13 protein-coding genes are annotated in these 24,836 nt (G+C 69.8%); 9 read left to right on the top strand and 4 right to left on the bottom strand.

The genetic code is table 11. The annotated features are described in order from the left end of the window. Position 1: 1 nt before the first annotated feature. From xdhB to AB0E88_RS06485, 3 genes are all read right to left on the bottom strand, one after another. A complete protein-coding gene (gene xdhB / locus AB0E88_RS06495) occupies positions 2 to 2,425 on the bottom strand; it encodes a xanthine dehydrogenase molybdopterin binding subunit (protein WP_361624787.1) in 2,424 nt (807 codons plus the stop codon). After that, a complete protein-coding gene (locus AB0E88_RS06490; protein WP_361624784.1) occupies positions 2,422 to 3,897 on the bottom strand; it encodes an FAD binding domain-containing protein in 1,476 nt (491 codons plus the stop codon). Before AB0E88_RS06490 ends, xdhB begins: the two co-directional genes overlap by 4 nt. Before the next feature lie 754 nt (positions 3,898 to 4,651). Next, on the bottom strand, positions 4,652 to 6,181 hold the full coding sequence (locus AB0E88_RS06485; protein ID WP_361624781.1) for a UDP-N-acetylglucosamine 1-carboxyvinyltransferase: 1,530 nt from the start codon (positions 6,179 to 6,181) through the stop codon (positions 4,652 to 4,654). A 210-nt stretch (positions 6,182 to 6,391) separates the two neighbouring features. Between AB0E88_RS06485 and AB0E88_RS06480 the strand changes: the two genes are divergently transcribed. The 4 genes from AB0E88_RS06480 (at position 6,392) to AB0E88_RS06465 (ending at position 14,205) form a co-directional block, all read left to right on the top strand. Then, complete coding sequence (locus AB0E88_RS06480; RefSeq protein ID WP_361624778.1) at positions 6,392 to 7,027, top strand: hypothetical protein; 636 nt, start codon at positions 6,392 to 6,394, stop codon at positions 7,025 to 7,027. Between the two features lie 266 nt (positions 7,028 to 7,293). Beyond that, positions 7,294 to 10,086 carry an aconitate hydratase gene (locus AB0E88_RS06475; RefSeq protein WP_361624775.1) on the top strand — a complete coding sequence of 931 codons (2,793 nt, stop codon included), beginning with the start codon at positions 7,294 to 7,296 and terminating at the stop codon, positions 10,084 to 10,086. Between the two features lie 318 nt (positions 10,087 to 10,404). Further along, a complete protein-coding gene (locus AB0E88_RS06470) occupies positions 10,405 to 13,692 on the top strand; it encodes a GH92 family glycosyl hydrolase (protein WP_361624772.1) in 3,288 nt (1,095 codons plus the stop codon). 60 nt (positions 13,693 to 13,752) lie between these two features. Beyond that, a complete protein-coding gene (locus tag AB0E88_RS06465; RefSeq protein WP_361624769.1) occupies positions 13,753 to 14,205 on the top strand; it encodes a hypothetical protein in 453 nt (150 codons plus the stop codon). Between the two features lie 50 nt (positions 14,206 to 14,255). Here the strand turns inward: AB0E88_RS06465 and AB0E88_RS06460 are convergent, their stop codons facing one another. Then, positions 14,256 to 18,002 (bottom strand): GH92 family glycosyl hydrolase, encoded by a 3,747-nt coding sequence (locus AB0E88_RS06460; protein ID WP_361624767.1) that lies wholly within the window; start codon positions 18,000 to 18,002, stop codon positions 14,256 to 14,258. 505 nt (positions 18,003 to 18,507) lie between these two features. On the opposite strand from AB0E88_RS06460, the gene ngcE reads away from it, so the two are divergent. From ngcE to AB0E88_RS06435, 5 genes are all read left to right on the top strand, one after another. Further along, positions 18,508 to 19,962 carry an N-acetylglucosamine/diacetylchitobiose ABC transporter substrate-binding protein gene (gene ngcE / locus AB0E88_RS06455; RefSeq protein ID WP_361624764.1) on the top strand — a complete coding sequence of 485 codons (1,455 nt, stop codon included), beginning with the start codon at positions 18,508 to 18,510 and terminating at the stop codon, positions 19,960 to 19,962. 87 nt (positions 19,963 to 20,049) lie between these two features. Next, on the top strand, positions 20,050 to 20,976 hold the full coding sequence (locus AB0E88_RS06450) for a sugar ABC transporter permease (protein WP_361624761.1): 927 nt from the start codon (positions 20,050 to 20,052) through the stop codon (positions 20,974 to 20,976). Beyond that, positions 20,976 to 21,899, top strand: a complete 924-nt coding sequence (locus AB0E88_RS06445) for a carbohydrate ABC transporter permease (protein WP_361624758.1) — start codon at positions 20,976 to 20,978, stop codon at positions 21,897 to 21,899. The genes AB0E88_RS06450 and AB0E88_RS06445 overlap by 1 nt, the downstream gene beginning before the upstream one ends. 334 nt (positions 21,900 to 22,233) lie before the next feature. After that, positions 22,234 to 23,433, top strand: coding sequence for an ROK family transcriptional regulator (locus AB0E88_RS06440; RefSeq protein WP_361624755.1), 1,200 nt, complete (start codon positions 22,234 to 22,236; stop codon positions 23,431 to 23,433). A gap of 134 nt (positions 23,434 to 23,567) precedes the next feature. Continuing rightward, the gene (locus tag AB0E88_RS06435) at positions 23,568 to 24,674 is read left to right on the top strand and encodes a substrate-binding domain-containing protein (protein ID WP_361625151.1); all 1,107 of its coding nucleotides are present in this window, start codon (positions 23,568 to 23,570) and stop codon (positions 24,672 to 24,674) included. Positions 24,675 to 24,836 lie beyond the last annotated feature (162 nt).

Genomic DNA, 24,836 nt, shown 5'->3' with positions numbered 1-24,836 from the left:
GTCAGGCATTGCTCAGAGCGTTGACACCGGCGAGGACCGTGCGGCTGTCGCGGGCCTCGCCGTCGAGCTTGGCGACGCCGCTCAGCTGTGCGTCGCCCTTGCGGGCGTTCTCGATCGCCCAGTACACGGCCTCCGGCGTCGCGGGGGACGCGAGGTCCACACTGACGCCGGCCGGGCCGAACGCCGCCGCGGCCTGCCGCAGCGCCTCGCGCACCGAGAACGCCAGCATCAGCGGAGGCTCGCCGACCGCCTTGGAACCGAACACCGCGCCTTCCTCGGTGGCGTTCTCCAGCAGCGTGACGTTGAACTCCTCGGGCATCTCCGAGAAGCTCGGCAGCTTGTACGTGCTCGCCGCCTGGGTCAGCAGCCGGCCGCGGTTCGGACCGTCGCTGGTGTCCCAGCGCAGGTCCTCGAGCGTCAGCCACCCGGCGCCCTGGACGAAGCCGCCCTCGACCTGACCGATGTCGATCATCGGGGAGAGGCTGTCGCCGACGTCGTGCACGATGTCCACGCGGCGGATGCGGTAGGCGCCGGTGAAACCGTCGACCTCCACCTCGGTCGCGGCGGCGCCGTGCGCGAAGTACTTGAACGGCGAGCCGCGGAACGACTTCGCGTCCCAGTGCAGCCCCTCGGTCCGGTAGTAACCGGCCGCCGACAGCTGAACGCGCTGGAAGTACGCGGTGTGCACCAGGTCGTCCCAGGCCAGCTCCTTGTCGCTGCCGAGCGCGCGGGCGACGCCCTCGACGATGCGCACGTCCGAGGCGTTCGCACCGAGCTGGGAGGCGGCCACCTGAAGCAGACGCTCGCGCAGCTGCTCACAGGCGTTCTTGATCGCTCCGCCGTTGAGGTCCGCGCCGGAGCTGGCGGCGGTGGCCGAGGTGTTGGGGACCTTGTCGGTACGGGTCGGGGCGAGGCGCACCTTGTGCAGCGGGATGCCCAGCGTGGTCGCGGCCACCTGGAGCATCTTGGTGTGCAGGCCCTGGCCCATCTCGGTGCCGCCGTGGTTGATCAGGACCGAGCCGTCCTTGTAGATCAGCACCAGCGCGCCGCCCTGGTTGAAGGCGGTGAGGTTGAACGAGATACCGAACTTGATGCCGGTGATCGCCAGCGCCCGCTTGGTGTTCGGGTGCGCGGCGTTGAAGGCGGCGATCTCCCGCTTGCGGTCGGCGACACCGGCCTCGTCCAGCACCTGCTGCCAGACGGTGGAGATCCGCTCGGGCTGGGTGACCGGCTGGCCGTACGGCGTGGTGTGGCCCTGGCCCGGCTGGTAGAAGTTGCGCTCCCGCAGCTCCAGGGGGTCCAGGCCGAGCAGCGGCGCACAGCGGCCCAGGATGTCCTCGATCACCAGCATGCCCTGCGGTCCGCCGAAGCCGCGGAAGGCGGTGTTGGAGACCGTGTTGGTCTTGGCGATGCGGCCGGCGACCCGTGCGTTGGGGATCCAGTACGTGTTGTCGATGTGGCACAGCGCGCGGGCCAGCACCGGCTCGGACAGGTCCAGGCTCCAGCCGCCGTCGGCGACCAGGGTGGCGTCCAGCGCCTGGATACGGCCGTCCGCGTCGAAGCCGATCTTCCACGAGGCGTGGAAGCCGTGCCGCTTGCCGGACATGGTGAGGTCCTGCGTCCGGTTGAGCCGGAAGCGGACCGGGCGGCCGGTCAGCTTGGCGCCGAGCGCGGCGATGGCCGCGAACCCGTGCGGCTGCATCTCCTTGCCGCCGAAGCCGCCGCCCATCCGCAGGCACTGCACGGTGACCTCGTGGGCGGGCACACCGAGCACGTGGGAGACGATCTCCTGGGTCTCCGACGGGTGCTGGGTGCTGCTCTGGATGAAGATCTGGCCGTTCTCGTCGACCTGGGCGAGCGCCGCGTGCGTCTCCAGGTAGAAGTGCTCCTGGCCGGAGAACTGGAACTCGCCGGTGAACACGTGTGCCGAGTCGGCGAACCCGGCGTCGATGTCGCCGGCCTCCATCACGGGCTGGGCGCCGTGGTAGCTGCCGGCCGCCATGGCGTCCTGCAGCGTGACCAGGGCGGGCAGCTCTTCGAGCTCCACCTCGACGGCCGCGGCACCGAGCCGGGCCGCCTCCAGGGTCTCGCCGAGCACCCAGGCGACGGCGTGGCCGTGGAACATGACCTCGTCGGGGAACAGCGGCTCGTCGTGCTTCATGCCGGCGTCGTTGACGCCGGGCACGTCGGCCTTGGTCAGCACCCGCACCACACCGGGCACGGCGAGAGCCGGCTCGGTGTTGAGGGCGATGATCTGGCCGTGGGCCTTCATCACCTGCACCGGGTAGGCGTGCAGCACGTCCTTGGTGCGGTGGACCAGGTCGTCCGTGTAGAGCGCGGTGCCGGTGACGTGCAGGTTCGCGCTCTCGTGCGGCATCGAAACACCGACGACGGGCTTTTCGGGGCGCTCGGACAGATGGCTCATGACGACACCGCCTCGGGGGTCTGTGCGTACAGCTTCAGCAGGCTCTGGCCGAGCATCGCGGAACGGTAGAGGGAGCTGGCGCGATGGTCGTCCATCGGCGTGCCCTCACCCCGCAGCACCTTCGCCGCGGCCTCGACGGTCTCCGTCACCCACGGCTTGCCCTCCAGGGCCGCCTCGGTGGCGAGGGCACGGATCGGGGTGGCGGCGACGCCGCCCAGACCGATGCGTGCCTTGCGGACGATCCCGTCCTCGATGTCGAGGGCGAAGGCGACCGCCACGCTGGAGATGTCGTCGAAACGCCGCTTGGCGATCTTGTGGAAGGCCGTGACGGGCGCCAGCGGCAGCGGGATGCGCACCGCGCGGATCAGCTCGCCGGGCCGGCGCACGCTCTGCCGGTAGCCGGTGAAGTACTCGGCCAGCGGGACCACCCGCTCACCGTCCGCGCCGGCGAGCACCAGCGACGCCTCCAGCGCGAGCAGCACGGGCGGGCTGTCACCGATGGGGGAGCCGGTACCGAGGTTGCCGCCGAGGGTCGCGCTGTTGCGGATGAGGCGGGAGGCGAACTGCGGGAACAGCTCGGCCAGCAGCGGGACGGCGCCGTCGAGGCGGCGCTCGATCTCGGTGAGCGTCTGCGCGGCACCGATCTCGATGTGGTCGGACTCGACGCGCAGCTCCCGCAGCTCGGGCAGGCGGTCGACGGCGACGACACAACCGGCCCGGCGGGCGCGGATGTTCACCTCCACGCCCCAGTCGGTGCTGCCGGCGACCACGACCGCGTCGGGGCGCTCGCTCAGCACCCGCACCGCGTCGGCCAGGGTGGCCGGCCGCACGAAGGTGCTGTCGTCCTGGGCGTACTCGGTGGCGACCGGCTCCGGCGGGGCCTGCTCGCGACGCTGCGCCAGCGGGTCGTCCTCGGCGGGCGCGCCGACCGCGTACGCGGCGTCGCGGATCGGGCGGTAACCGGTGCAGCGGCACAGGTTCCCGCTCAGCGAGTGCAGGTCGAAGCCGTTCGGACCGTGCTCGGCGTCGGTGCCCTCGGCCGCGTCGGCGTCCGAGTGCGCGTGCGCGCAGCGGTCGGGCCGGTAGTACTCGGCGGCCATGCTGCAGACGAAGCCCGGCGTGCAGTAACCGCACTGGGAGCCGCCGCGGACCGCCATCTCCTCCTGCACCGGGTGCAGCGTGGGCGCCGTACCCGGCTCGCCGGGGGTGGCGAGGCCCTCGGAGGTGACGATCTCCTGACCGTCCAGGGCCGCGACCGGCACCAGGCAGGCGTTGATCGCCACCCAGTCGGTCGGCTTGTTCACGCCGGGACGGGCCACCAGGACCGAACACGCACCGCACTCACCCTCGGCACAGCCTTCCTTGGTGCCCGTGAGTCCACGGTCCCGGAGGAAATCAAGAACCGTCGTGTGGGGTGCGGCCGGGGAAATCGGAGTGGTCTCCCCATTGACCGTGATCCGCGCCGCTACCATGGCACGTCCTCATTTCGGAGCGCGGTCGTACAGATGATGCTAGTCGCCATTTCAGGGCTTTCTCTTTCGGCGGCGAAGCTGAAGCGTAAGAACCCGCAGCGCAAATCAGCACGCGCAGACGTGCCGCAGGCGGGTGAAGACATCAGAAGGCACCGGGGCCACTAACGGGCACGCCGGAGAAGAGGGCTGTTCAGCAGCCGTGTGCTACGCGACCCGGGACCCAGACGGTCCGCTGGGCGAGGCGATGCAGGTCGGAGATGATCGACATCCGACTTCGCCTCCTTCCAGCAGTTTCTCAAGTCGGTTCGTTCGAAAATACGATGCGCCGGGCCCCACGGTCAAGGGTCCGCGCACCGGGATCCGCACAGCTCACGACGGGTCTCCGGGGCTCGCCGGGGCGTCGCGGGGAGCGGCGGTGCGGACGTGTACCCGCCGATGCGCCTCGCACATGCGGGACCCGATGAGCGAAGCCCATCGCATATGCGGATCCCTGTCCGATCGCGGATGCGGGGTCCGGATCAGGTGGTGATCGGCGCCGACGCATTCCTCTGCGGCGGGCGGTGTGGGAAATCGTCACCTCGAGCGGCACCGACGGAAGAGATCCCCGATCTCCCGGCGCCGGCCGGCGGGCCCACACATCCCCCGATCCCCTCACCCACGACGAAGGCGCCGCCGCAGCCCTCACCGGCCCCGCGCTCACGCGGGACGGGCAGGGGAGCGGCGGCGCCTCGCGAGCGCCCCTCTTCGACGGCCCTCAGATGTCCCGGAAGATCTCGATCTGCGCGCCGATCGAGTTCAGGCGTTCGGCGAGGTCCTCGTAACCGCGGTTGATGACGTACACGTTGCGCAGGACCGACGTGCCCTCCGCCGCCATCATCGCCAGCAGGACGACCACCGCCGGGCGCAGGGCCGGCGGGCACATCATCTCGGCGGCGCGCCAGCGGGTCGGGCCCTCGACCAGGACCCGGTGCGGGTCCAGCAACTGCAGACGGCCGCCGAGGCGGTTGAGGTCCGTCAGATAGATGGCCCGGTTGTCGTAGACCCAGTCGTGGATGAGGGTCTTGCCCTGCGCGGTGGCCGCGATCGCCGCGAAGAACGGCACGTTGTCGATGTTCAGGCCCGGGAACGGCATCGGGTGGATCTTGTCGATCGGCGCCTCCAGCTTGGAGGGGCGCACGGTCAGGTCCACCAGGCGGGTACGGCCGTTGTCGGCGAAGTACTCGGGGGTGCGGTCGTGGTCGAGGCCCATCTCCTCCAGGACCGCCAGCTCGATCTCCAGGAACTCGATCGGGACGCGGCGCACCGTCAGCTCGGACTCGGTGACGACGGCAGCGGCCAGCAGGCTCATCGCCTCGACCGGGTCCTCGGAGGGCGAGTAGTCGACGTCCACGTCGATGTCCGGCACGCCGTGCACGGTGAGCGTCGTGGTGCCGATGCCCTCGACCCGTACGCCCAGCGCCTCCAGGAAGAAGCACAGGTCCTGGACCATGTAGTTGGAGGACGCGTTGCGGATGACGGTCACGCCGTCGTGGCGCGCGGCGGCGAGCAGCGCGTTCTCGGTCACCGTGTCGCCGCGCTCGGTCAGCACGATCGGGCGGTCCGGGCGCACGGAACGGTCGACCTGGGCGTGGTACTGACCCTCCGTCGCCGCGATGTCCAGACCGAACCGGCGCAGCGCGATCATGTGCGGTTCGATGGTGCGGGTGCCGAGGTCGCAACCGCCGGCGTAGGGAAGCTTGAAGCGGTCCATGCGGTGCAGCAGCGGACCGAAGAACATGATGATGGAGCGGGTGCGTACGGCGGCGTCGGCGTCGATGGCGCCCATGTCCAGCTCGGCCGGCGGCGCGATCTCGAGGTCCACGCCGTCGTTGATCCAGCGGGTGCGCACACCGATGGAGTTGAGCACCTCCAGCAGGCGGTACACCTCCTCGATCCGCGCCACCCGGCGCAGCACCGTGCGGCCCTTGTTGAGCAGGGACGCGCACAGCAGGGCCACACAGGCGTTCTTGCTCGTCTTGACGTCGATGGCCCCCGACAGCCGGCGGCCGCCGACGACCCGCAGGTGCATCGGGCCGGCGTAACCGAGCGAGACGATTTCGCTGTCCAGCGCCTCACCGATGCGAGCGATCATCTCAAGGCTGATGTTCTGGTTGCCGCGCTCGATGCGGTTGACGGCGCTCTGGCTGGTTCCGAGCGCCTCGGCCAGCTGCGACTGCGTCCAGCCCCGGTGTTGCCGGGCGTCGCGGATGAGCTTGCCGATGCGTACGAGGTAGTCGTCTGCCATGAGGCTGAGGTTATCTCAGATATGAGATGGCGCTCGTCGGGGGGTCCATTCGGGTGAGTCCGTGACGGCCCGTCAATGACGCCTGGGACGACGGGTACCCCGGCGACCGAAAGATACCGGCAAATCGGTCGATGTCCTGATGAGGCACTCTGTGCGGCATGGAACCCCGCTCTGTGAGCGGCCCTCTCATCCCCCGAAAGGGGGACACAGATGAACACCCACATACGGCGACTCGCCGTCGCCGCGGCGCTCGCCTGCTGCTGCGCGCTGACCTCGTGCGGCACGGAGCGCGCGGGCGGCCCCGCGGCGGCCGCCGCGCCGGCGTCGCCGCGTCCGTCCATCTCCGACACGTCCTGCGACCCGCAGGTCCCGGAGAACACGGACGAGAACACGGACGAGGAGAGCGGCCAGACGCTCCCGGACACCACATCGGACGATCAGGGCGGCCAGACGCTCCCCGACACCACCTCCGACGACCAGGGCGGCCAGACCCTCCCCGACACCACCTCCGACGACCAGGGGCCGCCCCCGGTGGACACCGAGGAGGACGGGGACCTCTCGGACCGCTGGTACTCCATGACCCGCGAATTCCTCGCCTACCTGAGGACGGACGCCCCGAAGGCGGACGCCGCCCTCGCCGCCCATGTGCACAGCGCGAGCGTCTGCACGACCCAGGGCGGCGCCCGCACCCTGGCCAGGGTCCGGGCCGACTACGACGTGGGGCAGCAGGAGCCGCTGGACCGCACGGCCCGGGTCTTCGCTCGCTGGCGGAAGTCCCTGTACGGCGACCACGGCCATGTGCAGGTCCTGGCCCCGGCCAAGATGACCGCCGAGCTGGACTGGTAGGCGCGAGGGCGGCTGGACCGACGAGCGGAGGGGGAAGGGCCGGCAGGGCGCGCAGTGCCCGGCCCCGGCCCGGGTCGGACCGGGTCGGGCATGACCAACCAGCGCCCATGTACTACTGTTATCTCGACATCGAGATATCTGCCGAGGCGCACCGTAGCCGCCACTCCGGTAAGGCGACCCTAACTTAGTCGGACCTTACCGGACGGCCCAGCCGGCGTGGCGGCACGATTGACGGTGGTACGCGCACATCAATGAAGGAGACTGTCGTGTCGGCGAACAGCTTCGACGCCCGCAGCACGCTGCAGGTGGGCGACGAGTCGTACGAGATCTTCCGGCTGGACAAGGTCGAGGGCTCCGCGCGCCTTCCCTACAGCCTGAAGGTGCTGCTGGAAAACCTCCTCCGCACCGAGGACGGCGCGAACATCACCGCCGACCACATCCGCGCGCTCGGCAACTGGGACTCCCAGGCCCAGCCGTCGCAGGAGATCCAGTTCACGCCGGCCCGCGTGATCATGCAGGACTTCACCGGTGTGCCGTGTGTGGTGGACCTCGCGACCATGCGTGAGGCCGTGAAGGAGCTGGGCGGCGACCCGGCGAAGATCAACCCGCTCGCCCCGGCCGAGCTGGTCATCGACCACTCCGTCATCGCCGACAAGTTCGGCACCAACGACGCCTTCAAGCAGAACGTCGAGCTGGAGTACGGCCGCAACAAGGAGCGCTACCAGTTCCTGCGCTGGGGCCAGACCGCCTTCGACGAGTTCAAGGTCGTCCCGCCCGGCACCGGCATCGTCCACCAGGTGAACATCGAGCACCTGGCCCGCACGGTCATGGTCCGCAACGGGCAGGCCTACCCCGACACCCTCGTCGGCACCGACTCGCACACCACCATGGTCAACGGCCTCGGCGTCCTCGGCTGGGGCGTCGGCGGCATCGAGGCCGAGGCCGCCATGCTCGGCCAGCCGGTCTCCATGCTGATCCCGCGCGTCGTCGGCTTCAAGCTGACCGGTGAGCTGCCCACCGGCACCACCGCCACCGACCTCGTGCTCACCATCACCGAGATGCTGCGCAAGCACGGCGTCGTCGGCAAGTTCGTCGAGTTCTACGGCGAGGGCGTGGCCGCCACCTCCCTGGCCAACCGCGCCACCATCGGCAACATGTCGCCGGAGTTCGGCTCCACCGCCGCGATCTTCCCGATCGACGACGAGACCCTGAACTACCTGCGCCTGACCGGCCGCTCCGACCAGCAGGTCGCGCTCGTCGAGGCGTACGCCAAGGAGCAGGGCCTCTGGCTGGACCCGAAGGCCGAGCCGGACTTCTCCGAGAAGCTCGAGCTGGACCTGTCCACGGTCGTCCCGTCCATCGCCGGCCCGAAGCGCCCGCAGGACCGCATCGTCCTCGCCGAGGCCGCCCAGCAGTTCGCCAAGGACGTCCTCAACTACGTCGAGGCCCCCGCCGCCCAGCCGGCCGCCGCCGCCTCGCCGGTCGACGAGGCGAGCGACGAGTCCTTCCCGGCCTCCGACGCCCCGGCCTACGGCCGCGACGAGAACGGTGCGGGCGCCCCGCAGCACGGCCAGGGCACCGGCGCCGTACCGTCCAACCCGGTCCAGGTGACCGCCCCCGACGGCACCACCTACGAGCTGGACCACGGTGCGGTGACGGTCGCGGCCATCACCTCCTGCACCAACACCTCCAACCCGTACGTCATGGTCGCCGCCGCCCTGGTGGCGAAGAAGGCGGTCGAGAAGGGCCTGACCCGCAAGCCGTGGGTCAAGACCACCCTCGCCCCGGGCTCGAAGGTCGTCACCGACTACTTCGACAAGGCCGGCCTGACGCCGTACCTCGACAAGGTCGGCTTCAACCTGGTCGGTTACGGCTGCACCACCTGCATCGGCAACTCCGGCCCGCTGCCGGAGGAGGTCTCCAAGGCGGTCAACGACCACGACCTCGCCGTCACCTCGGTCCTCTCCGGCAACCGGAACTTCGAGGGCCGTATCAACCCCGACGTCAAGATGAACTACCTGGCGTCCCCGCCGCTGGTCGTCGCCTACGCCATCGCGGGCTCCATGAAGGTGGACATCACCCGTGAGGCCCTGGGCACCGACCAGGACGGCAACCCGGTCTTCCTGAAGGACATCTGGCCCTCCGAGGCCGAGGTCAACGACGTCGTGGCGAACGCCATCGGCGAGGACATGTTCAACAAGTCCTACCAGGACGTCTTCGCGGGCGACGCCCAGTGGCAGTCGCTGCCGGTCCCGACGGGCAACACCTTCGAGTGGGACGCGGAGTCCACCTACGTCCGCAAGCCCCCGTACTTCGAGGGCATGACGATGGACCCGGCCCCGGTCGAGGACATCTCCGGCGCCCGCGTCCTGGCCAAGCTGGGCGACTCGGTCACCACCGACCACATCTCCCCGGCCGGTGCCATCAAGGCCGACACCCCGGCCGGCAAGTACCTCACGGAGCACGGCGTCGAGCGCCGCGACTTCAACAGCTACGGCTCGCGCCGAGGCAACCACGAGGTCATGATCCGCGGTACGTTCGCCAACATCCGCCTGCGCAACCAGATCGCGCCGGGCACCGAGGGCGGCTACACGCGTGACTTCACGCAGGACGGCGGCCCGGTCTCCTTCATCTACGACGCCTCGCAGAACTACCAGGCCGCCGGCGTCCCGCTGGTCGTCCTGGCCGGCAAGGAGTACGGCTCCGGCTCGTCCCGCGACTGGGCGGCCAAGGGCACCGCGCTCCTCGGCGTCAAGGCCGTCATCGCCGAGAGCTACGAGCGCATCCACCGCTCGAACCTCATCGGCATGGGCGTCCTGCCCCTGCAGTTCCCGGAGGGCCAGTCGGCGGACTCCCTCGGTCTGACCGGCGAGGAGACCTTCTCCTTCTCCGGCGTCACCGAGCTGAACGACGGCACCACGCCGCGCACGGTCAAGGTCACCACCGACACCGGTGTCGAGTTCGACGCGGTCGTCCGCATCGACACCCCCGGTGAGGCGGACTACTACCGCAACGGCGGCATCATGCAGTACGTGCTGCGCAGCCTGATCCGCAAGTAAGCGGTACGGCGGCGGACGGGAGGGCCGCATCCCCGGCGACGGGGGTGCGGCCCTCCCGCGTGTGCGGGGGCTTGGGCGGCACTGGGGCGCGACAACGTTGTCGGTTTTGGTCTGAACATGACTGTAACGCCTCAACCGACAACGATGTCAACCCACTTGACGCCCACCCCCTCGACGGCTCGTCCGGCCGGGTGACCGGTACCGCACGCCTCCCCGTCCCCACGCCCTCTTCCGTGGTACCGCTGGCTCACGGTACTGTCCGTGCGGCTTGTGCGACCTGTGGTGCGCGACCCGTCCGCAATGAGGAGGGGCCGCGTCATGCGCTTCCGTCCCGTGTCCCTGCTGCTGGCCGCCGTGCTCGCGGCCGCAGGCTCCACCCCCGCCCTCGCGGCGCCCGCCGCGCCACCCCCGGGCCAGGCCCCCCGCCTGGTCGAGGACCCCACCGCGTACGTCGATCCGCTGATCGGCACCAGGAACGGCGGCAACGTCTTCCCCGGCGCCGTCGTGCCCTTCGGCATGTTCTCCTTCAGCCCCGAGAACACCCGCGGCGACGCCACCAGAACCGCCGCACCCGGCGGCTACCAGTACGACGCCACCCGTATCCGCGGCTTCAGCCTCACCCACATGTCCGGCACCGGTTGCGCCGGCGGCAGCGGCGACATCCCGCTCTTCCCCTACGCCGGAGAGGTCACCTCCTCCCCGGCGAGCGACACCAAGGACGCGGTCTACGCCGCCGGCTTCCGTCACGAGGACGAACGCGCCGAGCCCGGCCACTACCGGGTCGGCCTGGACTCCGGAGTCACCGCCGACCTCACCGCCACCACCCGCACCGGCTCCGCCCGCTTCACCTTCCCCACCGGCAAGCCCGCCTCGCTGCTGGTGCGCACCGCCAACTCCGAGGTGGGCTCGACCGGTTCGACCGTCGAGATCGACCCCGCCGCCCGTACCGTCTCCGGGTCCGTGACCTCCGGGAACTTCTGCGGCTTCCTCGACCCGGAGGGACAGCGGTCGTACTACACCCTGTACTTCACCGCCCGCTTCGACCGGCCCTTCCAGACCACCGGCACCTGGCAGGACGACCGGCTGAACCCCGGCTCCCGCACCGCCGACGGCTCCACCGGCGGCTTCACGCACGGCGGCCGGCCCGTCGCCGGCAAGGGGTCCGGCGGCTATGTGCAGTTCGCGCCCGGCACCGGCGAGGTGAACGTCAAGGTCGGCATCTCCTACGTCAGCCGCGCCGGCGCCGAGGCCAACCTGGCCGCCGAGAATCCGCCCGGCCGCTCCTTCGACGCCGTCCGCGACGCCGCCCACCGCGCCTGGCGCGGCCGCCTCGGCGCCGTCCGGGTCAGCGGCGGCACCGACGCCGAACGCACCACGTTCTACACCGCGCTCTACCACGCCCTGCTGCACCCCAACGTCATCGACGACACCGACCGCAGGTACCGGGGCCCGGACGGCCGCGTGCACACCGTCGGCGCCGGCCACCGCGCCCAGTACGGCACCTTCTCGGGCTGGGACGTCTACCGGGGCCAGGTCCAGCTGCTCACCCTGCTCGATCCGCGGATCGGCTCGGACATCGCCCAGTCCCTGTACGAGCTGGCCCGGCAGAACGGCGGCGTCTGGGACCGCTGGCTGCACGGCGCGGCCGGCACCCACGTCATGAACGGCGACCCCTCGGCGCCCGCCCTCGCCGGCATCCACGCCTTCGGCGGCACGCGCTTCGACCTCCACGGCGCGCTGGAGTCCCTCGTCCGGGCCGCCACGGTCCCGACCGAGCAGGACCTGTCCGCCGCCGGAAAGCCCGTGCTCTCCGTCGGCCAGCGCCCCTCCCTCGACAAGTATCTGAAGCTGCACTACATGCCGTCGGTGTCCAACGCCTGGGGCGGCGCGGCCGAGACCCTGGAGATGTCCACCGCCGACTTCGCGCTCTCCCAGCTCGCCAAGGCCGCGGGGGAGAAGGACACCGCTGACGCCTTCCAGCGCCGCGCCCAGTGGTGGCAGAACAACTTCAACATCGCGGCCCACGGAAGCGACGGCTACATCGCCGACCGCAAGGCCGACGGCAGCTGGGTCACCGGCTTCACCCCGGCCACCGGCACCGGCTTCGTGGAGGGCACGGCCGCCCAGTACACCTGGATGGTCCCGCACGATGCCGCCGGTCTGTTCGCCGCGATGGGCGGCCGGGACAAGGCCGTGCAGCGCCTCGACGCCTTCTTCCACACCGCCGACGGCGCCTGGGCGTTCACCGGGGCCGGCGGCGACAAGTCCGAACTGGACAACGAGCCGTCGATCGACGTGCCCTACCTGTACGCCTACGCGGGCGCTCCCCACAAGACGCAGCAGACCGTACGGGCCGCGATGCGGCAGCTGTGGTCGACGGAGCCCGGCGGCATCCCCGGCAACGACGACCTCGGCGCGATGTCGTCCTGGTACGTCTTCTCCGCCCTCGGCATGTACCCGCAGGTGCCCTCCCGCGCCGAACTGGTCCTCAACTCACCGCTGTTCGAGCGCATCGAGATCCACCGCCCCTACGGCAACGACATCTCCGTGCGCGCCCGGGGAGCCGCGGCCGACGCCCCCTACGTCCACTCCCTGCGCGTCGACGGCCGTACCACCGAACGGCCCTGGCTGCCCGCGTCCTTCGTCCAGCGGGGCGGGCACCTCGACTACACCCTGTCCACGACGCCGGACCCCGCCTGGGGGAGCGACCCGGCCGACGCGCCGCCGTCCTTCCGGGCGGGCGAGCAGCCGTACCAGATCGGCGTCGGGCCGACCACGGCGACGATCCCGCCGGGCGGCAGCACGACGACGACCGTGCGGGCCGTGGCGCTGAACGGCGGCGCCGGACCCGACGTCCGCTTCCGCGTCGAGACCCCGGCCGGTGTCACCGCCACCCCGGCCGAGGGCACGGTCGCCTCGGAGGCGCGGGAGATCACCCTCACCGCGGGGCCGGACACCCCGCAGGGCTTCTACGACGCGCAGATCACGGTGACCTCCGACGGCACGGCGTACCGGCAGCCGGTGACGCTGACCGTGGCCGCGCCCGGCAGCCTGCTCGCCGCCTACGACACCACCGGCATCTCCGACGACACCGGTGATCACGCCGAGGCCGACTACGACGGCGGCGGCTGGAGCTACTCACGCCAGGCCCTCGCCGCGGCGGGCCTCGCCCCGGGCGCCGACGGCACCGTGGCCGGGCTGTCGTTCACCTGGCCGGGCTCCCCGGACGGCCGGCCCGACAACGCCTCCGGGGCCGGCCAGACCCTGCGGCTGACCTCCCCGGCCGCCCGGCTGTCCTTCGTCGGCAGCGCCGTCAACGGCAATCAGCGGGCGACGGCCGCCGTCACGTACACCGACGGCACCACCGGCACGCTCGAGCTGGCCTTCACCGACTGGACCGTCGGCGGCGGGGGCGGCACCGTCCAGTACGGCAACGAGGTCGTCGCCCGCACCGCGTACCGCAACGTCGCCGGCGCCGACCGCGACCCGGTGGCCACGTACGTCTTCGCGACGAAGCCGTTCACGGCGCCCGACGGCAAGCGGATCGCCTCCGTGACGCTGCCGAAGAACGCGGACCTGCACGTGTTCACGCTCGCCGTCGGATGAGGCGGGGGCGTGAGTATCCGTACTCAGGCCCCGTGCCCGCCGTTCGGGAAAGCTGGCGGCATGAACACCGTGCGCACACGGATCCGCCCCGTGCTGCCCCGCCTCGTCGGCGTGGCGGTCACCGGGGCGGTCCTGGCCCTGGGGGCCGAGCAGTTCCGGGCCTGGATCGACCGGCGGAGCAGCCGGGGGTGCGGGGACGTGGAGAGCGTGTGCATCACCTGGTGGGGCCTGGCCTTCGTGCCGCTCACCGTGCTGGCGGCCGTCGCCGTGCTGGCCACCGCGTACAAGGCCCTGGACATCGGGCCACGCCTGGTGATCGTCCCGCCGACCGTGCTGCTGGCTCCGATGCCGCTGGGCGCCGCACAGACGCTCGCCGGTCCCGGCGCCGTCGTGCTCGCCGGCGGGCTGTGGTGCTCCGTCCTCGCCCTCGCCGCCTGGAACCGCCACCGGGTCCTGGCACTGTCGGGCGCGGCGGCCCTCCTGCTCGTGTCCCTCGTGCAGTTGTACGGCTGACCGTGGGACGGCCGGCACCGGACCCCTGGGCCGGTGCCGGCCGCACCGCGTCAGGGACGCGCGAGCAGCTCGACCTCCGACAGCGTCGCCGCTGCGGTCAGCACCAGGCGGTACTTCGCGTACGCGCCGGGGTGGGCCACCGTGAACGCCCGGGTCTGCCGGTCCCAGGTGAAGGACTCACCGGAGCGTTCGTCGAGGGTCTGCCAGGTGGTGCCGTCGGCGGAGCCCTCCAGGCGCCAGCCGGACGGTGCCTTCGTGTGGTCCTTCGGCGAGGTCAGCGTGTACTGGACGGCCTCGGCCCGGCCGGTGACCGGCAGGTCGGCCGTCGTCACCGCGGCCTCGGTCGCCGACGTGTCGTCGAACAGGGCGCCGTCGCCCTTCAGCACGTCCGCGCGCGGGGCGGGCGCCGCGTCGTCGGTCGTGATCGACGCGGGGGCGGCGTTCTTCCCGGTGCCCCACGCCGAGGGCCGGGCGCCCATGTCGAACTCCAGGACCCCGCCGCGGGCGAGGAGGGAGTGGGGCAGCGCGGTGGACGTCCAGGTCCGGCCGTTCACCTTCAGGCCCTGCACATAGACGTTGCGGGCGCTGTTCTTCGGGGCCTTCACCACCAGGTCACGGCCGTTCTCCAGGTGCACGGTCGCCTTGGTGAACAGCGGGGAGCCGACGGCGTACTCGCCGCTGCCCATGACCAGCGGGTAGAAGCCGAGCGCGGAGAACAGGTACCAGGCCGACTGCTCGCCGTTGTCCTCGTCGCCGTGATAGCCCTGCCCGATCTCGCTGCCGACGTACAGCCGGGACAGCACCTCGCGGACCTTCTCCTGCGCCTTCCACGGCTGCCCGGCCGCGTCGTACATGTAGATGACGTGGTGGGCGACCTGGTTGGAGTGCCCGTACATGCCCATGCGGACGTCGCGGGCCTCCGTCATCTCGTGGATGACACCGCCGTAGGAGCCGACGACCTCGGGCGAGGCGGTCTCCGGAGTGGCGAAGTACTGGTCGAGCTTGTCGCCGAGGCCGCTTCGGCCGCCGTAGAGGTTGGCCAGGCCCCGGCTGTCCTGCGGGGCGGTGAAGGCGTAGCCCCAGCCGTTGGTCTCGGTGTAGTCGTAGCCCCACACCCGCGGGTCGTACTTCTCCGACGGCACTCGCCAGTTCCCCTTGGCGTCGCGGCCCTGGAAGAAGCCGGCCTTGGGGTCGAACAGGTTCACGTAGTCGCGGGCGCGGTTGAGGAAGTACGCCGACTCCTCCTGGTAGCGCTTCTCGCCCGTCTGCGCGTACAGCTTCTGGCCCATCCTGGCGATGCCGTAGTCGTTGAGGTAGCCCTCCAGCGCCCAGGACAGGCCCTCGTGCGTGTCGGTGCTCGTGTAGCCGAGGAACGGCGAGGTCGCCATGCCCTTGCGGCCCACGCCCGAGGCGGGCGGGACGACCGTGGCGTTCTTCACGGCCGCGTCGTACGCCGCCTTCGCGTCGAAGTCGACGCCCTTGACGTAGGCGTCGGCGAACGCCACGTCCGAGGAGGTGCCGGTCATCAGGTCGGCGTAACCGGGGGAGGACCAGCGCGAGGTCCAGCCGCCGTCCTTGTACTGCTGCACGAACCCGTCGACCAGCTCCCCGGCCTGAGTGGGCGTCAGGAAGGAGTACGCCGGCCAGGTGGTGCGGTAGGTGTCCCAGAAGCCGTTGTTGACGTACACCTTGCCGTCGACGATCTTCGCGCCGGTGTGCGTCGGGGTGTCCTGGGCCGGCATGGGGGAGAAGGGCGAGGCGTACCGGTCCTTGCCGCCGACCTTCTCGTAGCCGGAGTTCGGGTACAGGTACAGCCGGTAGAGGCTGGAGTACAGGGTGGTCAGCTGGTCCGGGGTCGCGCCCTCCACCTCGACCCGGCCGAGGAGGTCGTCCCAGGCCTTGCGGGCGCGGTTCTTGACCCCGTCGAAGGACATGCCGTCCGGGATCTCCTGGCGCAGGTTGTCCTTGGCCTGGTCCAGGCTGATCAGGGACGTCGCCAGGCGCAGGGTGACCGTGCGGTCGTCCCCCGCCCTGAAGCGCAGCCAGCCCTGCACACCGCTCGACGACCCGTCGGTCACCGGCCGGTCGAAGACGCCGTACACGAACAGCCGGGTCGCGCCGGTGGACAGCCCGGACTTGACGTCGGAGTACCCGGTGACGACGCCGTGCTCCTTGTCGAGGGTGAGGCCCGCCTGCTCGGTGACGTTGTCGAACAGCACGCTCGCGTCGTCACCGGGGAACGTGAACCGCAGTGCGGCCGCGTGATCGGTGGGGGCCATCTCGGTCTTCAGGCCGTTCTCGAACCGCACCCCGTAGTAGTACGGCCGGGCGGTCTCGTTCTCGTGCCGGAAGGGCAGGGCGCGTCCGGTGCGCGAGGTGTCCGGGGTGCCCGGTGTGACCGAGGGCATCACCTGGAAGGTCTGCCGGTCGCCCATCCACGGGCTCGGCTCGTGGCTCGCGCTGAACGCCTGGATCGTCGGCAGGTTGTCCGCGTCGTTCATCCGGGCGTAGTCGTAGAGCCAGCTCAGCGAACCGGCGTTGGTGACCGGCGTCCAGAAGTTGAAGCCGTGCGGCATCGCGGTCGCGGGGAAGTCGTTGCCGCGGGAGAAACCGCCGCTGGAGTTGGTGCCGCGGGTGGTCAGCGCGTAGTCCGCGAGGTGCGCCTTGGGGCGCTCCGGCGCGACGGGCCGCAGGGCGATGTCGTCCAGCCAGCCGCGGAAGCGTGCCGGGCCCTTGGGGGAGTCGTACGCCACCAGGATCCGGTCGACGGTCTTGCCGGCCGCGACCGGGCCGATCGCCGAGACCACGTCGTTCCACTGGTTGACGTAGAGCACCTTGGCGGCGCCCTGGCCCTGCGGAGTGAGCGCGAACCCGTGCTGGTCCGTGGCGCCGAGGCCGCTCAGATAGGTGCCGTCGGTGAAGGCGAGGTCGACGGAGACGTTCGTGGCGTCGTAGTCGCGGTCGCCGTCGGCCATCGACGGGAAGATGCGGTAGGACAGCCGCGTGGCCCGGGTGACGCGCACATCGACGTCGAAGACCTTGTTGTACGAGTACGCGCGGCCGTCGGCCGTGTGCCGTCCGGCGTAACGCAGGGCGCGCTTTCCGGTGAATCCGGCGCCCGCCTTCGCCGTCGGCGACCCGCTCGGACCGCGGTCGACGAGCGAGAGCATGTCCTGCGGCACCGGCCCGTCCGCGGCGCCGGTGGAGAACTGCACGTCGGCCAGTTGCACGATGTCCGCGCCGCTGTTGCGCGTGATCTCCAGCCGGAAGTGCGCGTACTCGGCGGGCTCGGCCAGGCCGTAGGTCTTGGTCTGGAACCGTTCGCCGAAGGATTCACCGGCGCGGGTGTCGAGCGTCTTCCAGTCCTTGCCGTCGGTGGAGCCCTTCAGGGTCCAGTCCCTGGGGTCGCGTTCGGCGGCGTCATTGGCCGAGGTGAGCGCGTATGTTGTGATTTTCTGCGGTTTGTCCAGGTCGAACTCGACCCAGCCCGTCGGCTCGAAGGTGAGCCATTTGGTGCTCGGTTCGCCGTCGACGAGGTTCTCCTTCACCTCGCCCGCGCCCGTGTTCTCCCCGCTCGCCCGCACGTCCGTGACATGGTCGGTGACGTTGCCCGGTATGCCGCTCGCGTAGCCGCCGTCCACGCCGGACGCGCGCTTGCCGCCGTCGGGCGCGGTGTCGACGGTGTTGAGCCAGTCGGGGGCCGGGTCGCCCGCCTCGAAGGACGAGGCGAAGGACTTCGCGGCCGCCGGAGCCTGCCGGGGCAGCGCCACCGCCGCCCCCTGGGCACCTGCCGTCATGACAAAGGCGGCCGTGAGAACGACCGCCGGACCGTATCTGTGCCGAGTTCTGCGCTGCATCGACGAGCACACCCTCCCTGCGCAGTGGACAACGTTGTCAGCTTCATCGCGCAGGAACCAGTAGGGGGTGAAGTGGCCAGGGGTGTCAAGGGTGTTGAGTGCGCCGTTCGGGGGCTATGTCGGTACTTTTTCCGGCACGGGATCCACAGGCGGTTCATATTTCCGCGAGGTCTCAACTCGGAAAAGACCCATGGCCAACCTTGCATTCGATCTTGCTCCGGCGGCCGGAAGTGGACTATACCTGTCGGCGATTCACACGATCTGCACGACCTCGCAGCACCTCCGGTACGACCACTTGCACCACCTCCTGCACCACCCTTGCACCACCCTTCGCTCCACCCTGTTCCACTCCTGTTCCACCTGCTTCACCCTGCTTGACCCGACCGCGGTGCCGGGGAGGATCCGGTTCACCGCCTGAGTCCTGTGAGAAGGCGAGGACTTGAGCATGGGATCCACTTCCGCAGCAAACAACGGCACCGGTGGTGTCGGCCGCCGCGCTCTGATCAAGCGGTCAGCCGCGCTGGGCCTGGTGTCCGTGCCCGCGATGGGCTTCTTGTCCGCGTGTGCCAGCGGCGGCGGCAGCGACAACAACGAGAAGGCGAAGGCGGGCAAGAAGACCGCCCAGAACCCGCTGGGCGTCAATGACACCGCCCAGATGGAGTTCGTCCTCTTCGACGGCGGTTTCGGCAAGGAGTACGCCGAGGACGCCACGAAGATCTACGCCAAGAACTTCCCCAAGGCGCACGTCAAGTTCTCCGCCACCCAGAAGATCCAGTCCACCCTGCAGCCCCGCTTCAACCAGGGCACCCCGCCGGACCTCATCGACAACTCCGGCGCCGAGCAGATGGACATGGGCGTCCTGGTCGGCAAGAACCAGCTCGCCGACCTCACCCCGCTGCTGGACGCCCCCTCCTACGACGACCCCAACAAGAAGGTCCGCGACACCCTGCGCCCGGGCATCGTGGAGATGGGCCAGTTCGACGGCCAGCAGGTCTGGATCCTCTACTACGCCTACACCGTGTACGGCGTGTGGTACTCGCAGAAGGCACTGGACTCGCTCGACGAGAAGTACCCCGAGACCTGGGACCAGATGCTCGCGGTGTGCGAGAAGGCCAAGAAGAAGGGCATGGCCGGCTGGACGTACGCCGGCAAGTACCCGTACTACCTGCCCTTCTCCCTGTACCCGATGATCGGCAAGGTCGGCGGCCGCGAGGTCCTCGACGCGATCGACAACCTCGAGCCGAACGCCTGGAAGCACCCGGCCGTCAAGGCCTGCTTCGAGGCGTACTACGAGCTGTACAAGAAGGGCTACGTCCTCCAGGGCACGCCGGGCCTGGACCACATCCAGTCGCAGACCGCGTGGGCCAAGGGCAAGGCGCTGTTCATCCCGAACGGCTCCTGGGTGGAGAACGAGTCGGCCAACGTCATCCCCGCCGACTTCAACCTCGCCGTGTCCGCGCCGACCGGCCTCGACGCCTCCGACAAGATGCCCTTCGGCACCATCTGGGCCTCCGGCGGCGAGCCGTTCATCGTGCCCGCCAAGGCGAAGAACGGCACCGGCGGGATGGAGCAGCTGCGCATCATGCTCAGCGAGGCGTCCTCGAAGAACTTCACCGCCAAGGTGAAGTCGCTGACCGCGTACAACGGCGGCACCGACGGCATCACCCTCACGCCCGGACTGAAGTCGGGTGTGGCGGCGCTGGACAAGGCCGGACAGAACGTGGTGAACCCGCGGCTGCAGGACTGGTACGTGCAGCTCCAGAAGGAGAAGATCGGCGTGGCCGGTCTCGGCGAGATGATGGCCGGCCGCCTCACCCCGGCCGAGGCCATCAAGAAGATCCAGGGCTTCGCCGACGAAGCCGCCAAGGACAGCTCGATCAAGCACTACAAGCACCAGTGACGAACCGTCACCAGAGTCCGCCCGGAGCCCTGACCAGCCCGGGCGGACCTGGCGGCAGAGCCCGCCCAGAGATCGGGGTCGGTAGTAATGCAGCACGGTAAATACCGGTTCATCGTGGGGTTCCTCGCGGTGCCCCTGGGGCTGTACGCCCTGTTCGTGGTGTGGCCCTTCATCCAGTCCATCTACTACTCGTTCACGGACTGGACGGGCCTGAGCCCCGAATTCAAGATGGTCGGCTTCGACAATTACAAGAGGATGCTCGACGACGACATCTTCTGGAAGTCGTTGCAGCACAGCCTGGTGTTCGCGCTGGTGCTGCCGCTGGTGACACTCAGTCTGGCGCTGTTCTTCGCCTTCATGATCAATGTGGGCGGGCGGCGGAGAAGGGGCGGGCCGGTCATTTCCGGCGTCCGGGGGTCGTCGTTCTACAAGATCGTGTACTTCTTCCCGCAGGTGCTCTCCATCGCGATCGTCGCCCTGCTCTTCGCCTTCGCGTACAACCCGGAGAGCGGCGCCATCAACTCGGTCCTGCGGGGCATCGGGCTGGACAGCGTGCAGCCCCTGTGGCTGGGTGATCCGAGCCTGGCGCTGTGGTGCGTGATGGCCGTTCTCGTCTGGTCGACGGTCGGCTTCTTCGTGGTGCTGTTCTCGGCGGGCATGGCGTCGATCCCGGCGGACCTGTACGAGGCCGCGCTGCTGGACGGGGCGAACCGCTTCACCACGTTCTTCCGCATCACGCTGCCCCTGCTGTGGGACACCGTGCAGTCCGGCTGGGTGTACATGGGCATCCTGGCGCTCGGCGCCGAGTCGTTCGCGGTCGTGCAGATCATGACGACCGGACCGGGCGGCCCCGACTACTCGACCACCGTCATGGTCCTCTACGTGTACCAGAAGGCGTTCCGTGACGGGCAGGCCGCCTACGCCACCACGATCGGCGTCGCCCTGCTCGTCGTCACGCTGGCCTTCGCGGCCCTCGTGATGCGGCTGGGCCGGCGCGAGCGGCTGGAGTTCTGATGAAGACGACCGAGTCCCCCGCCCCGATCCCGGCCGAGTCGGGCCTGCCGGTCACCAAGGTGGACGTACCGGCGACGAAGCCGCGTGCGGCGAAGAAGGAGGGCGGTGCCCTCAACGTCTTCTCGCACGGCATCCTCGTCGTCTGGGCGATCATGGTGGTCATGCCGCTGCTGTGGGCGGTGATGACGTCCTTCAAGGACGACAGCTCCATCTTCGGCTCGCCCTGGTCGCTGCCGGACACGCTGCACTTCGACAACTGGTCGCGGGCCTGGACCGACGCCCATATGAGCGACTACTTCCTGAACACCGTCCTGGTGGTCGGCGGCTCGCTCATCGGCACGCTGGTGCTGGGCTCGATGGCGGCGTACGTCCTCGCCCGCTTCGACTTCCCCGGCAACCGCTTCATCTACTACCTGTTCGTCGGCGGCATGAGCTTCCCGATCATGCTGGCGCTGGTCCCGCTGTTCTACGTCGTGAACAACATGGGACTGCTGAACACCATCCACGGCCTGATCCTCGTGTACATCGCGTACTCGCTGCCGTTCACGGTGTTCTTCCTGACCGCGTTCTTCCGCTCGCTGCCGTCGTCGGTGGCGGAGGCGGCGTTCGTGGACGGCGCCTCGCACAGCCGGACGTTCTTCCAGATCATGCTTCCGATGGCCAAGCCGGGCCTGATCAGCGTGGGCATCTTCAACTTCCTGGGCCAGTGGAACCAGTACATGCTCCCGACGGTCCTCAACACGGACCCCGACAAGCGGGTCCTCACCCAGGGCCTGGTCCAGCTGGCCGTCAGCCAGGGCTACAAGGGTGACTGGTCGGGCCTCTTCGCGGGCCTGGTGATGGCGATGCTGCCGGTCCTGGCGGCGTACATCGTCTTCCAGCGCCAGGTGGTCCAGGGGCTGACCGCGGGGGCGCTGAAGTAGCCCGGCGGCGGCCGGCGGGCCGCACCGGACGACGTACGCCGCTCCTGAGGGGGCGGCGTACGCGTGCGAGGGGTGCTCCGGGGCGTTTCGGGGTACTCCGGAGCCGACATCACCGGCCCGGACGGCGCCCTTGCCCCCATGCTCTCCGTAGCCCTGTGCGACCGTGTGGACGCGCCCCGTTCCGCCGCCGGGGACTGCCCGTGAGGGGCTGTGCACGGAGGTGGAAAGTGTTCAACCTCTTGACGGGAGTCACCCCGAACAGCTCAGCTTAGAGTTCACTAGTTGGACATAGAGCGGGGCCTCACCGAAGCGGCCCCGTGCGCAGGAGGTCGTCGTGGAGACTCCGGGGTCGCAGTCGTCGCTGCACCGAGCCAACCTGGAGCGGGTCGTACGCGCCGTTCGGCTGGCGGGATCGCTCACCCAGGCGGAGATCGCGAGGACCACGGGCCTGTCCGCGGCAACGGTCTCCAACATCGTCCGGGAGCTCAAGGACGGCGGAACGGTCGAGGTCACGCCCACCTCGGCGGGCGGGCGCAGGGCCCGCAGCGTCAGCCTCAGCGGCGACGCGGGCATCGTCGTCGGCGTGGACTTCGGGCACACCCATCTGCGCGTCGCCGTGGGCAACCTCGCCCATCAGGTGCTCGCCGAGGAGTCCGAGCCGCTGGACGTCGACGCCTCCTCCGCACAGGGCCTGGACCGGGCCGAGGAGCTGGTGAATCGCCTGATCGCAGCAACGGGGGTCGACCGGTCCAAAGTCGCCGGCGTGGGCCTCGGCGTACCGGGTCCGATCGACGTCGAGTCCGGCACCCTGGGGTCCACCGCGATCCTGCCGGGGTGGACCGGCACCAAGCCCGCCGAGGAGCTCAACCAGCGCCTGGGCGTGCCCGTGTACGTGGACAACGACGCCAACCTCGGCGCCCTCGGCGAGCTGGTCTGGGGCAGCGGCCGGGGCGTGCGGGACCTGGCGTACATCAAGGTCGCCAGCGGCGTGGGCGCCGGTCTGGTGATCGACGGCAAGATCTACCGCGGCCCGGGTGGCACTGCGGGAGAAATCGGACATATTACTCTTGATGAATCCGGACCGGTCTGCCGCTGCGGGAACCGCGGCTGCCTGGAGACCTTCGCGGCCGCGCGCTATGTGCTGCCGCTGCTCCAGTCCAGCCACGGCACCGACCTCACCATGGAGGGCGTCGTACGGCTGGCCAAGGACGGAGACCCGGGCTGTCGTCGGGTGATCGCCGACGTCGGCCGCCACATCGGCAGTGGAGTGGCCAATCTCTGCAACTTGCTGAACCCGAGCCGGGTGGTCCTGGGCGGTGATCTCGCCGAGGCCGGTGAGCTTGTGCTCGGGCCGATCAGGGAGTCCGTCGGCCGCTACGCGATCCCCAGCGCGGCGCGCCAACTGTCCGTTCTCCCGGGGGCACTTGGGGGCCGTGCGGAGGTGCTCGGAGCGCTCGCGCTCGCACTCAGCGAGATGGGCGATTCGACACTTTTGGACGGCACGCCGGCTGCGGCAGTGCCTGCCTTCACTTAGAGAACGGATGGCACCGTTGCCATCTCGTTAAGGATTTACTTCTTGACGTCGTACGTGTGGCCGAGTTGACTTCCAGCCACCTCGGCCGCAACGACGCGGCCTCGTCAGGGAGGTTTTTCGAAGTGAACACGCGTATGCGTCGTGCCGCTGTAGCCGTGGCCGCTGGTGCAATGGCTGTTTCGCTCGCCGCCTGTGGCAGCGCGAAGGAGTCCGGCGGCAGCAAGACCGAGTCCTCCGGCTCCGCCGCCGGCAAGGGCGACAACATCAAGGTCGGACTGCTCCTGCCGGAGAACAAGACCGCTCGCTACGAGAAGTTCGACCGGCCCCTGATCGAGAAGAAGATCAAGGAGCTGACCAACGGCAAGGCGACCATCCAGTACAACAACGCCCGCCAGGACGCCAACCTCCAGGCCCAGCAGGTCGACACCATGATCACCAACAAGGTGGACGTGCTGATCCTGGACGCGGTCGACGCCAAGGCCATCCAGAACTCCGTCAAGAAGGCCACCGACGCCGGCATCAAGGTCGTCGCCTACGACCGCCTCGCCGAGGGCCCGATCAGCGGCTACACCTCGTTCGACAACGAGGAGGTCGGCAAGACCCAGGGCAACGCCCTGCTCAAGGCGCTGGGCGACAAGGCGACCAAGGCCTCCAAGATCGTCATGATCAACGGCTCGGTCACCGACCCGAACGCCGCCCAGTTCAAGAAGGGCGCGCACTCCGTCCTCGACTCCAAGGTGACCATCGCCAAGGAGTACGACACCAAGGAGTGGTCGCCGGACAACGCCAACTCCGAGATGGAAGCCGCGATCTCCGCGGTCGGCAAGAACAACATCGCGGGCGTCTACTCCGCCAACGACGGCATGGCCGGCGGTATCATCACCGCCCTCAACGCCGCCGGAGTGAAGGTCCCGGTCACCGGTCAGGACGCCGAGCTGGCGGGCGTGCAGCGCATCGTCACCGGCGACCAGTACATGAGCGTCTACAAGCCGTACGCGCCGGAGGCCGACGCCGCCGCCGAGATGGCCGTCGCGCTCGCCCAGGGCAAGTCGCTCGACTCCATCGCCAAGGACAAGGTCAACAGCGCCAGCGAGAAGGACATCCCGTCCGTCCTGGTCCCGGTCACCTCGCTGACCCAGGCCAACATCAAGGACACCGTCGTCAAGGACGGCATCTACACCGTCGACGAGATCTGCACCGCCAAGTACAAGGCGGCCTGCGACAAGATCGGTCTGAAGTAGTACCGCGGCCGTCCGTGCCCGCCGGAACGCCCCGAGCGGCCCCGGCGTACACGGACCGGCCCCCACAAGCAGCACACGCTGCTTCCCCGCTCCTCCGGCGCCCCGCGCATCGGACAGCCCCGCAAGCTCAGTGGCGGGGCGCCGGACGGAACACCCCCCATA

It is taken from the genome of Streptomyces sp. NPDC028635 (assembly GCF_040637635.1).
Taxonomy (GTDB): domain Bacteria; phylum Actinomycetota; class Actinomycetes; order Streptomycetales; family Streptomycetaceae; genus Streptomyces.
This window is presented reverse-complemented; position numbering and strand designations above follow the sequence as displayed.

Excerpts from the sequence above, each read along its gene's own strand:
- AB0E88_RS06465 (WP_361624769.1), top strand. The coding sequence starts at position 13,753 with ATGAACACCGTGCGCACACGGATCCGCCCCGTGCTGCCCCGCCTCGTC.
- AB0E88_RS06435 (WP_361625151.1), top strand. The coding sequence starts at position 23,568 with ATGCGTCGTGCCGCTGTAGCCGTGGCCGCTGGTGCAATGGCTGTTTCG.
- AB0E88_RS06485 (WP_361624781.1), bottom strand. The coding sequence starts at position 6,181 with ATGGCAGACGACTACCTCGTACGCATCGGCAAGCTCATCCGCGACGCC.
- AB0E88_RS06460 (WP_361624767.1), bottom strand. The coding sequence starts at position 18,002 with ATGACGGCAGGTGCCCAGGGGGCGGCGGTGGCGCTGCCCCGGCAGGCT.
- AB0E88_RS06480 (WP_361624778.1), top strand. The coding sequence starts at position 6,392 with ATGAACACCCACATACGGCGACTCGCCGTCGCCGCGGCGCTCGCCTGC.
- AB0E88_RS06445 (WP_361624758.1), top strand. The coding sequence starts at position 20,976 with ATGAAGACGACCGAGTCCCCCGCCCCGATCCCGGCCGAGTCGGGCCTG.
- xdhB (WP_361624787.1), bottom strand. The coding sequence starts at position 2,425 with ATGAGCCATCTGTCCGAGCGCCCCGAAAAGCCCGTCGTCGGTGTTTCG.
- AB0E88_RS06450 (WP_361624761.1), top strand. The coding sequence starts at position 20,050 with ATGCAGCACGGTAAATACCGGTTCATCGTGGGGTTCCTCGCGGTGCCC.
- AB0E88_RS06470 (WP_361624772.1), top strand. The coding sequence starts at position 10,405 with ATGCGCTTCCGTCCCGTGTCCCTGCTGCTGGCCGCCGTGCTCGCGGCC.
- AB0E88_RS06490 (WP_361624784.1), bottom strand. The coding sequence starts at position 3,897 with ATGGTAGCGGCGCGGATCACGGTCAATGGGGAGACCACTCCGATTTCC.
- ngcE (WP_361624764.1), top strand. The coding sequence starts at position 18,508 with ATGGGATCCACTTCCGCAGCAAACAACGGCACCGGTGGTGTCGGCCGC.